Raw genomic sequence first — 11,120 nt, forward strand, 5'->3', positions numbered from 1 at the left:
GACAATGGGCGCAAGCCTGATCCAGCCATGCCGCGTGCGGGAAGAAGGCCTTCGGGTTGTAAACCGCTTTTGTCAGGGAAGAAAAGCTCTGGGCTAATACCTCGGAGTGATGACGGTACCTGAAGAATAAGCACCGGCTAACTACGTGCCAGCAGCCGCGGTAATACGTAGGGTGCGAGCGTTAATCGGAATTACTGGGCGTAAAGCGTGCGCAGGCGGTTGTGCAAGACAGATGTGAAATCCCCGGGCTTAACCTGGGAACTGCATTTGTGACTGCACGGCTAGAGTGCGGCAGAGGGGGATGGAATTCCGCGTGTAGCAGTGAAATGCGTAGATATGCGGAGGAACACCGATGGCGAAGGCAGTCCCCTGGGCCTGCACTGACGCTCATGCACGAAAGCGTGGGGAGCAAACAGGATTAGATACCCTGGTAGTCCACGCCCTAAACGATGTCAACTGGTTGTTGGGGATTCATTTCCTCAGTAACGAAGCTAACGCGTGAAGTTGACCGCCTGGGGAGTACGGCCGCAAGGTTGAAACTCAAAGGAATTGACGGGGACCCGCACAAGCGGTGGATGATGTGGTTTAATTCGATGCAACGCGAAAAACCTTACCTACCCTTGACATGCCAGGAACCCTGCAGAGATGTGGGGGTGCTCGAAAGAGAGCCTGGACACAGGTGCTGCATGGCCGTCGTCAGCTCGTGTCGTGAGATGTTGGGTTAAGTCCCGCAACGAGCGCAACCCTTGCCATTAGTTGCTACGAAAGGGCACTCTAATGGGACTGCCGGTGACAAACCGGAGGAAGGTGGGGATGACGTCAGGTCCTCATGGCCCTTATGGGTAGGGCTACACACGTCATACAATGGCCGGTACAGAGGGCTGCCAACCCGCGAGGGGGAGCCAATCCCAGAAAACCGGTCGTAGTCCGGATCGCAGTCTGCAACTCGACTGCGTGAAGTCGGAATCGCTAGTAATCGCGGATCAGCATGTCGCGGTGAATACGTTCCCGGGTCTTGTACACACCGCCCGTCACACCATGGGAGCGGGTTCTGCCAGAAGTGGGTAGCCTAACCGCAAGGAGGGCGCTTACCACGGCAGGGTTCGTGACTGGGGTGAAGTCGTAACAAGGTAGCCGTATCGGAAGGTGCGGCTGGATCACCTCCTTTCTGGATGAGCCGAGGCACTGAGGATGGGGCTGCGCAAGCGGCTCGAAGCTTCAGCAAGCCTGGCGTACACAGAGAAAAGAGGCATTTCGAGTCAGGCGCCCACACTTATCGGCTGTAGCTGTTGAGAAGCAACAGTGAGTGGAACGTGAGCCGGCGCGATGGCCGAGCGCACATGAGCGGCGCCGTCCAGGCAGGCCCTGCGGTTCACGCAAGGACAACGCGGGGGTCTGTAGCTCAGTCGGTTAGAGCACCGTCTTGATAAGGCGGGGGTCGTTGGTTCGAATCCAACCAGACCCACCAGCGCGCGTTGGCGTGCGACGGGGGATTAGCTCAGCTGGGAGAGCACCTGCTTTGCAAGCAGGGGGTCGTCGGTTCGAACCCGTCATCCTCCACCACCGTCCACCACCGCCTCCCTGCTGGGAGGGGTGCTCGAGCGCTCATGCCAGCGCCCTTGAAGGGGGTTGGCATGAGCGATTCGAAGAAGAATCGGCTGTTGTTCTTTAACAATTCGTAGAGTCGAATCAGCGTTGTTGCTGGAGGCGCCTGAAGGCGCTGGGTCCAGCAACGACATTTGATTGCGTCACCAGACTTCAGCTTGAAGAGATTCAAAGCTTGAAGGACGGCACAACGCGACATACTCATGAAGCCGATCGCAAGATCGGTGCGTCCTTGACGGCGGACACTGAGGTGGACGTCAACGTTATAGGGTCAAGTGACGAAGTGCATGTGGTGGATGCCTTGGCGATTACAGGCGATGAAGGACGTGATAGCCTGCGAAAAGCTTCGGGGAGCTGGCAAATGAGCTGTGATCCGGAGATGTCCGAATGGGGAAACCCACCCGCAAGGGTATCGTTGACTGAATACATAGGTCAACGAGGCGAACCGAGCGAACTGAAACATCTAAGTAGCTCGAGGAAAAGAAATCAACCGAGATTCCGAAAGTAGTGGCGAGCGAAATCGGAGGAGCCTGCACGATTTAGCCATCGACTTATCAGAACGGTCTGGAAAGGCCGGCCATAGTGGGTGATAGCCCCGTATGAGAAAAGTGGGTGGTGGAACTAGGCGTGCGACAAGTAGGGCGGGACACGTGGAATCCTGTCTGAAGATGGGGGGACCATCCTCCAAGGCTAAATACTCGTAATCGACCGATAGTGAACCAGTACCGTGAGGGAAAGGCGAAAAGAACCCCGGGAGGGGAGTGAAATAGATCCTGAAACCGCATGCATACAAAAAGTCGGAGCCTCGCAAGGGGTGACGGCGTACCTTTTGTATAATGGGTCAGCGACTTACATTCAGTGGCGAGCTTAACCGAGTAGGGGAGGCGCAGGGAAACCGAGTCCGAACAGGGCGATTGAGTCGCTGGGTGTAGACCCGAAACCAGGTGATCTATCCATGGCCAGGATGAAGGTACCGTAACAGGTGCTGGAGGTCCGAACCGACTACTGTTGCAAAAGTAGCGGATGAGCTGTGGATAGGGGTGAAAGGCTAAACAAACCTGGAAATAGCTGGTTCTCTCCGAAAACTATTTAGGTAGTGCCTCAAGTATTACCATCGGGGGTAGAGCACTGTTTAGGCTAGGGGGTCATGGCGACTTACCAAACCTATGCAAACTCCGAATACCGATGAGTAGAGCTTGGGAGACAGTGCACCGGGTGCTAACGTCCGGACACGAGAGGGAAACAACCCAGACCGCCAGCTAAGGTCCCCAAAATTGGCTAAGTGGGAAACGAAGTGGGAAGGCTAAAACAGTCAGGATGTTGGCTTAGAAGCAGCCATCATTTAAAGAAAGCGTAATAGCTCACTGATCGAGTCGTCCTGCGCGGAAGATGTAACGGGGCTAAGCCAGTTACCGAAGCTGCGGATCGTGGCAACACGATGGTAGGAGAGCGTTCTGTAAGCCTGTGAAGGTGGCTCGTGAGGGCTGCTGGAGGTATCAGAAGTGCGAATGCTGACATGAGTAGCGTTAAAGGGGGTGAAAAGCCCCCTCGCCGTAAGCGCAAGGTTTCCTACGCAACGTTCATCGGCGTAGGGTGAGTCGGCCCCTAAGGCGAGGCAGAGATGCGTAGCTGATGGGAAACAGGTCAATATTCCTGTACCGATCTGTAGTGCGATGTGGGGACGGAGAAGGTTAGCTCGGCCGGGTGTTGGATGTCCCGGTTTAAGCGTGTAGTCGTGGCCCTTAGGCAAATCCGGGGGTCTGAGATGAGGCGTGATGACGAGGCGGCTTGCCGCCGAAGCGAGTGATACCCTGCTTCCAGGAAAAGCCACTAAGCTCCAGCTACAGACGACCGTACCGCAAACCGACACTGGTGCGCGTGATGAGTATTCTCAGGCGCTTGAGAGAACTCTGGAGAAGGAACTCGGCAAATTGACACCGTAACTTCGGAAGAAGGTGTGCCCTGAGTAGGTGAAGTTGTACAGACGGAGCCCAAAGGGGTCGCAGAGAATCGGTGGCTGCGACTGTTTAATAAAAACACAGCACTCTGCAAAGACGAAAGTCGACGTATAGGGTGTGACGCCTGCCCGGTGCTGGAAGATTAAGTGATGGGGTGCAAGCTCTTGATCGAAGTCCCAGTAAACGGCGGCCGTAACTATAACGGTCCTAAGGTAGCGAAATTCCTTGTCGGGTAAGTTCCGACCTGCACGAATGGCGTAACGATGGCCACACTGTCTCCTCCAGAGACTCAGCGAAGTTGAAATGTTTGTGATGATGCAATCTCCCCGCGGAAAGACGGAAAGACCCCATGAACCTTTACTGTAGCTTTGTATTGGACTTTGAACAGATCTGTGTAGGATAGGTGGGAGGCTTTGAAGCGGTGCCGCCAGGTGCCGTGGAGCCGACGTTGAAATACCACCCTGGTGTGTTTGAGGTTCTAACCTAGGCCCCTGAATCGGGGTCGGGGACAGTGCATGGTGGGCAGTTTGACTGGGGCGGTCTCCTCCCAAAGCGTAACGGAGGAGCTCGAAGGTACGCTAGGCACGGTCGGAAATCGTGCTGATAGTGCATAGGCAAAAGCGTGCTTGACTGCGAGACTGACAAGTCGAGCAGGTACGAAAGTAGGACTAAGTGATCCGGTGGTTCTGTATGGAAGGGCCATCGCTCAACGGATAAAAGGTACTCTGGGGATAACAGGCTGATACCGCCCAAGAGTTCATATCGACGGCGGTGTTTGGCACCTCGATGTCGGCTCATCTCATCCTGGGGCTGTAGCCGGTCCCAAGGGTATGGCTGTTCGCCATTTAAAGAGGTACGTGAGCTGGGTTTAAAACGTCGTGAGACAGTTTGGTCCCTATCTTCCGTGGGCGCTGCAAGATTGAGGGAGCCTGCTCCTAGTACGAGAGGACCGGAGTGGACGCACCTCTGGTGTACCGGTTGTCACGCCAGTGGCATCGCCGGGTAGCTAAGTGCGGAAGAGATAACCGCTGAAAGCATCTAAGCGGGAAACTCGTCCCAAGATGAGTCTTGCCGGGGCCTTGAGCCCCCTGAAGGGTCGTTCGAGACCAGGACGTTGATAGGCTGGGTGTGGAAGCGCAGCAATGCGTTAAGCTAACCAGTACTAATTGCCCGTGCGGCTTGACCCTATAACCTTGATGTTCCCCAACGAACCCCAAGGACAAGAGTCAGTCCCGTTGTGACCCCACAGTGCACGCAATCAAATCCCGCTGATCGCCTGTCCCGCAAAAAAACAGGCAGCGACTCTACGAATGCGCCAGGCTGAGTCCCCACAACTCCAGCCTCAGCCCGGCAACCAGTTACGCCTGACGACCATAGCGAGGTGGTCCCACTCCTTCCCATCCCGAACAGGACAGTGAAACGCCTCAGCGCCGATGATAGTGCGGTCTTCCCGTGTGAAAGTAGGTCATCGTCAGGCTACATCCCCTCAACCCCCACCCCCAACAAAGGCGGTGGGGGTTCGTTTTTTTAACCACCTCTCTCTTAACCACCCCTCGAATTCGAGCGGCTGCATCTGCCAGGAACCATCGATCGCTGGGCAGGCTCTCAGATTCTTTGTGTCGCGCTTCGCATGCCGAACATGATCTTTCGTCCAGTGCTTGAGCTGTTGCGCCCCTGGTTCGTCGGGACCTTGCTGTGTTTGACCGGCTGGGCGCCTGTGCTTGGTGCTTCGCCCAGCGAGGCGACCGTCACGAAGGTGACGGAAATCGAAGGGATTGCCGAATACCGGCTTGCCAATGGCTTGCAGATCTTGCTGGTGCCCGATGGAGGCAAGCCCACGACCACGGTGAATTTGACGGTTCGGGTCGGGTCGCGCCATGAAAGCTATGGCGAGACTGGAATGGCCCACCTCTTGGAGCACCTGCTGTTCAAGGGAAGCCAGCGGTATCCCGAGGCTTGGGCCGAGTTCAGCCGTCGGGGCATGAGGGCCAATGGGTCGACCTGGTACGACCGCACCAATTACTTTGCCAGTTTCGCCCATAACGACGACACCCTGCGTTGGTATCTGGGATGGTTGGCCGACGCGATGGTGAATGCGACTTTGGCGCGCAGCGCACTGGATGCCGAAATGACTGTGGTGCGCAATGAAATGGAGATGGGGGAGAACGATGCCGGACGGATGTTGCTCGAACGTGGCCTGTCGGCGATGTACCTCTGGCACAACTACGGCAAGAGCACCATCGGCGCGCGAAGCGACATTGAGAATGTCGATATCGACGCCCTGCGACGTTTCTACCGGACGCATTACCGTCCCGACAACGCGACCTTGATCGTCTCGGGCTTGTTCGACACGGCACAGGTGTTGCGTTGGATCGAAGCGTCTTTTGGATTGATTCCGAGGCCGGACCAGGCCTTGCGGCCGGCGCCGACCCTGGACCCCGTCCAAGATGGTGAGCGCACGGTGGTGCTGCGTCGCCCCGGTGGCGCGCCCCTGGTCTATGCCCTCTACCATGTGCCGGCGGGACCGCACCCCGATCATGTGGCCATGCGCGCGCTGGCGCTCATCCTGGGTGACAGTCCCGGTGGGCGGCTGCATCGGGCACTGGTCGAGCGGTCGAAGGCGGCAGCAGCGTTTGCTTTTGCGCCAGGGCTGGCGGACCCTGGATATGCATTGTTTGGGCTGCAGTTGCAGCCTGGACAGGATGTGCCCGAGGCCGAGCGCATCTTGCTGGACGAAATCGAGCAGTTGTCCCAACGGCCGATCACGGCGGCGGAGCTGGAGCGGGCCAAGGCACGCTGGCTCAAAGAATGGGACCTGTCATTTGCCAACGCCGAGACGGTGGGGGTTGCACTGTCTGAGTCGATTGCGCAGGGGGACTGGCGACTGTTTTTTTTGACTCGCGATCGCATGCGTGATCTGCGGCTCGACCAGGTGCAACGGGTCGCTGAACAGTATCTGCGCCGCGACAATCGGACCGTGGCGCGCTATGTCCCGACGCAGGATTTGCAACGTGCCCCCGCTGCGCAGCGAGTCGACGTGACCGAGGTGCTGCGTGAGTATCGGGGCGATCCGCGCTTGGCCGCGGTGCCGACTTTCGAGGCTTCGCCGGCCAACATCGATGCGCAAACCCGTGTGTCGAGCCTGGCCGATGGCTTGCAGGTCGCATTGTTGTCCAAACCCACGCGTGGGCGGCTCGTGCATGCGCGACTGGATTTGCGGTTCGGCACGGCGCAGGATCTGCGTGGGCAATCCGAGGTCGGCGCTTTGGTGGCAGCCCTGCTCGACAAGGGCACACGACACCGCTCACGCCAGGCATTGGCCGATGAACTGGATCGGCTGCGTGCGGATGTCTCCGTGCGTGAAGTCCTTGGCGGGGTCAGCGTGAGCATGCGCACGGTTGGCGAGCATTTGCCGGCGCTGGTGGGGATCGTGGCCGAGATGCTGCGCATGCCTGCCCTGGAGGCGGCCGCACTAGACGAGGTGAAGCGACAGTGGCTTGCGAGTCTGGAGGAGGCCCAACGTTCGCCGGAAGAGCTGGCTGACAACGCGGTGTTGCGCAAGCTGCGACCCTACCGAGAAGATGATGTACGCCATGTCCCAACGCTGGCGGCGCAAATGGACCGGGTGCGTGCGGTGGGCATCGAACAGGTTCGTGCGTTCCACCGTCGCTTTTACGGGGCCTCGTCGGCCCAGTTCTCGGCGGTAGGCGACTTCGATGAACAGGCGGTGCTGCAGGCTTTACGAACGCATCTGGCTGGATGGAAGAGCCCAGCCCCGTACCAGCGGGTGCCGTATCCGATGGTGACGGTCGAACCAGGGTTCGAACGCTTGCGTACACCGGATCAGCGCAACGCGTACATGCGGGCCAGCTTGCCGCTGCCGCTGAGTGATGGTGATCCGGATTATCCCGCTTTGATGCTGGCGAATTATTTGTTGGGTCAAAGCGGCAGTTCGCGGCTGTGGACACGGGTTCGCGAGACCGAGGGGCTGTCCTACGGCATCCAAACCCATGTGGAGTGGAATGCTTGGGAGCCGCATTCGGTGTGGTCGCTGTCAGTGATTTTCGCGCCGGAGAATCTCAGCCGCGTACGACGGGCGATCGATGAAGAGTTCCAGCGTGTGTTGACCGAGGGATTTACCGCCGAAGAGCTCGAGGCCGGCCGCAAGGGATTGTTGGCTTTGCGGCATTTGTCCCGGGCTCAGGATGCTCATCTGAGCGCGGCGCTGGTGGAGAACTTGCGGCTGGGGCGGCGTTTCGCCGTTTCGCAAGCCGTGGATGAGCGCATCGCGCAGTTGAGCGTGCAGGAGGTGAATGCAGCGCTGCGCAAGTATCTGAGGCCCGAGCGCTTCGTCTGGGCGGCTGCGGGTGATTTCACGGACGAGTGAGATCGGTCGTCTCGTCGGGGGCGACGCGAAATGGAAGGCGTTCGCGCAATTCGTCCACATAGGCGGACAACCCTTGTGCCTCTTGGTCGAGGAAGCGAGCCACGGCTGCGGCGAAGGCTGGCCGCGTCAACCAATGGGCAGACTGGGTCGTGACGGGGCGCAGGCCCCGCGCCATTTTGTGTTCGCCTTGCGCGCCGCCTTCGAAGCGATGGTAGCCCTGTGCGATGCACCAGGTGAGCGGCTGGTAGTAACAGGCTTCGAAATGCAGGCAGGGCACGGGCTCCAGGCTGCCCCAGTAGCGACCATAAGCCGTGCGTTGTTGGGGGTCGAGGGCGAGCAATGAGGAGGCGATTGGCCGCGAGTCTCGATGCGCGATGACCATGAGCCAGTGCTCGGGCAAGTCCTTGGCCATGTCGGCGAAGAAGGGCCTGGTCAGGTACGGGGTAGAGCGATGGGCACGGTACGTCGCCAGGTAGCATTGGTGAAAAAAATCCCAATCTTGCCCGGTGATCGCGCGACCAGTGCGTATTTCGAACGTGATGCCGGCCTGGGCGACACGGCGACGTTCCTGCAGGATCTTCTTGCGCTTGTCGCGGTGTAGATCGGCCAAGAAGTCGTCAAAGCTTCCATAGGGTTCGGGGCGTCGGTTGTGCCAATGGAATTGCACGCTGCTGCGCAGCAACCAGCCCTCGGATTGGGCGGCAATCCAATCGTCCTCAGACAAAAAGAGCACATGGACGGAGGACAGACCGAGTTGCTCGGCCTGCTGCCGCAAGGCGCGCAACAAGAGGCGCCGGGTGTCGGCCTCGCGCGCCAGTAGACGTGGACCGGGCACCGGGGTGAAAGGCACGGCAACGGTCAACTTGGGGTAGTAAGGCAGCCCGTAGCGCTCATGGGCTTCGGCCCATGCCCAGTCGAAGACGTACTCGCCATAGGAGTGTGACTTCAGATAGGCCGGGCAAGCTGCGACCAACTCGTCGTTGCGCCATACGGTCAGGAACTGGGGCAGCCAGCCGGTGTGCGCCGTGGCGCTGCCACAGCGGTGCAGGGCGGCCAGATAGGCGTGGCGCAGAAACGGCGTGCCTCCGGCCGTGCCCTCGACGAGCGCGTCCCAGGCTCGGGCCTCGATCTGCAAAGGGTCGTCCACGACCCGGATGACATAATCAGACATCGAATTCTTCCTGCATATGTCCACACACGCCGTCGTCAAGCTTGCAGTCGCGCAGTTCAATCCGTGGGTGGGAGACCTCACCGGAAATGTGGCCCGTATCGAGGCGTTTGCACGTCAAGCGTACGCGCAGGGGGTGCGTTTGTTGGTGACGCCGGAACTGTCGCTGTGCGGCTATCCGCCAGAGGATTTGTTGCTGAGGCCGGCCTTCTTGGAGGCTTGCGAGAAGGCACTGCAGCAGTGTGCCTCGCGCCTGGCCGATCTGGAGGGCTTGCATGTGGTCGTCGGGCATCCGCGGGCTGTGTTCGGTGCAGGAGATGTTAGGACCAAGTCCGTGATCGTGCCGCAGCGCGTCAATGCAGCATCGGTGTTGGCGGGGGGAGCGGTGCGGGCTACTTATGCCAAGCGCGAACTGCCGAACTATCAGGTCTTTGACGAGAAGCGCTATTTCGTGTCGGGGCGCGAGCTGGGATGGGGCCCTGTGGTCTTCGATGTGGGAGGGCTGCGGTTTGGCCTGAACATCTGTGAGGACGCTTGGTTCGCCGAGCCGGCGTTGAGTGCCAGACAGGCCGGGGCCCAGGTGCTGCTGGTGCTCAATGCGTCTCCCTATCATCTGGGCAAGGTTCAAGAGCGCGAGCAGCGCATGGCCGAGCGCGCGCGCGCCTGTGGTTTGCCGCTGATCTATGCGCACCAGGTCGGTGGTCAGGACGAGGTGGTTTTCGACGGGGCCTCTTTTGCGATTGATGCCGATGGCACGGTCACGGCCCGCGCTCCGATGTTCGAGGAGCACCTGCTGGTGCTGGAGGTCGCAGCCCGCGGCATCCGTGGGGAAGTGCACCCGTTGCCGTCGCTGGAGGCGCAGGTGTGGGCCGCATTGGTCACCGGGGTGCGCGACTACGTGGGCAAGAACGGATTTCCGGGGGCCATCATTGGCCTGAGCGGGGGGATCGATTCGGCGCTGGTACTGGCGGTGGCCGTCGATGCGCTGGGGGCCGACCGGGTGCGCGCGGTGATGATGCCTTCGCCCTATACGGCGGAAATTTCATGGCGGGACGCGCGCGACATGGCGCAGCGCTTGGGGGTGCGTTATGACGAGTTCTCGATCACGCCGATGTTCGAGGCCTTCAAGGCTGCGTTGGCCCAGGAGTTTGCGGGGCTGGCCGAAGATGCGACCGAAGAGAACATCCAGGCCCGTGTGCGTGGCACGCTGCTGATGGCTTTGTCCAACAAGCACGGCAGCATCGTGCTGACCACGGGCAACAAGAGTGAGATGGCCACCGGCTATTGCACGTTGTACGGCGACATGGCCGGCGGATTTGCGGTGATCAAGGATGTGGCCAAGACGTGGGTGTATCGCCTGGCGCGTTGGAAGAATGAGCAGCCCACGCGCCGGGCCGATGGCAGCATCGGTCCGGTGATTCCCGAGCGCATCATCACGCGGCCGCCTTCGGCCGAACTGCGGCCCAACCAAACCGATCAGGACAGTTTGCCGCCCTATGAGGTGCTGGATGCGATCATGCAGCGCTACATGGAAGACGATCAAAGCATCGAGGAGATCGTCGCCGCAGGCTATGCGCGCGAGGATGTCGAGCGTGTCACGCGGCTGTTGAAAATCAATGAGTACAAGCGGCGTCAGGCGCCGGTGGGCATCCGCATCACGCACCGCGCCTTTGGCAGAGACTGGCGTTATCCCATCACATCGAAGTTCCGCGCTTAAGGAAACGCTGATCAAGCCCCGCGCCGCGGCGAGATTGTCCTGCGCGGGGCGAAACGGAGCGTTTTTGGCGCGTTCTACGGCCTCGAGGGCCTTACTGGCGGGCCCTTCGGCGCCCGCCCGGGCCATGATGGGCCCATTACGGGCGCACCAATGCCGGCACGCGCCGTGCGGCCATGTACAGGTTGACCATCGCCAGCGCCGTGAAGGCGCGGTTGGCGTTCTTGGCCAGGCCTCGGTAGCGCACCTTGGCAAAGCCCCACAGGCGCTTGAGCACATGAAACGGGT

General features: G+C 59.8%; 3 protein-coding genes, 2 tRNA genes, 3 rRNA genes and 1 pseudogene. 7 read left to right on the top strand and 2 right to left on the bottom strand.

Going from position 1 to position 11,120, the window contains the following annotated elements; genetic code table 11:
- From F615_RS0116470 to F615_RS0116495, 6 genes are all read left to right on the top strand, one after another.
- A 16S ribosomal RNA gene (locus F615_RS0116470) occupies positions 1–1,168 on the top strand; the annotation flags it as partial.
- 223 nt (positions 1,169–1,391) lie between these two features.
- Positions 1,392–1,468: transfer RNA gene (locus F615_RS0116475), tRNA-Ile, on the top strand.
- 19 nt (positions 1,469–1,487) lie between these two features.
- Positions 1,488–1,563: transfer RNA gene (locus F615_RS0116480), tRNA-Ala, on the top strand.
- Between the two features lie 311 nt (positions 1,564–1,874).
- Positions 1,875–4,750 (top strand): 23S ribosomal RNA (locus F615_RS0116485).
- 176 nt (positions 4,751–4,926) lie between these two features.
- A 5S ribosomal RNA gene (gene rrf, locus F615_RS0116490) occupies positions 4,927–5,040 on the top strand.
- A gap of 162 nt (positions 5,041–5,202) precedes the next feature.
- The gene (locus F615_RS0116495; RefSeq protein WP_033371749.1) at positions 5,203–7,950 is read left to right on the top strand and encodes a M16 family metallopeptidase; all 2,748 of its coding nucleotides are present in this window, start codon (positions 5,203–5,205) and stop codon (positions 7,948–7,950) included.
- On the opposite strand, the gene F615_RS0116500 is transcribed toward F615_RS0116495, so the two are convergent.
- Entirely contained in the window at positions 7,937–9,121 is a 1,185-nt protein-coding gene (locus tag F615_RS0116500) for a GNAT family N-acetyltransferase (protein WP_019562257.1), read from the bottom strand. The genes F615_RS0116495 and F615_RS0116500 overlap by 14 nt on opposite strands.
- A 16-nt stretch (positions 9,122–9,137) precedes the next feature.
- Here F615_RS0116500 and F615_RS0116505 point away from each other — a divergent pair, with 16 nt between their 5' ends.
- Positions 9,138–10,835, top strand: coding sequence for an NAD+ synthase (locus F615_RS0116505; protein WP_019562258.1), 1,698 nt, complete (start codon positions 9,138–9,140; stop codon positions 10,833–10,835).
- Positions 10,836–10,971: 136 nt separating this feature from the next.
- Here the strand turns inward: F615_RS0116505 and F615_RS20090 are convergent.
- Positions 10,972–11,120: pseudogene (locus tag F615_RS20090) on the bottom strand (IS5/IS1182 family transposase); the annotation flags it as partial.

This window comes from Caldimonas manganoxidans ATCC BAA-369 (genome assembly GCF_000381125.1).
Lineage (GTDB): Bacteria > Pseudomonadota > Gammaproteobacteria > Burkholderiales > Burkholderiaceae_C > Caldimonas > Caldimonas manganoxidans.

Coding starts and splice junctions, on each gene's coding strand:
- F615_RS0116495 (WP_033371749.1), top strand. CDS start 5,203: ATGATCTTTCGTCCAGTGCTTGAGCTGTTGCGCCCCTGGTTCGTCGGG.
- F615_RS0116505 (WP_019562258.1), top strand. CDS start 9,138: ATGTCCACACACGCCGTCGTCAAGCTTGCAGTCGCGCAGTTCAATCCG.
- F615_RS0116500 (WP_019562257.1), bottom strand. CDS start 9,121: ATGTCTGATTATGTCATCCGGGTCGTGGACGACCCTTTGCAGATCGAG.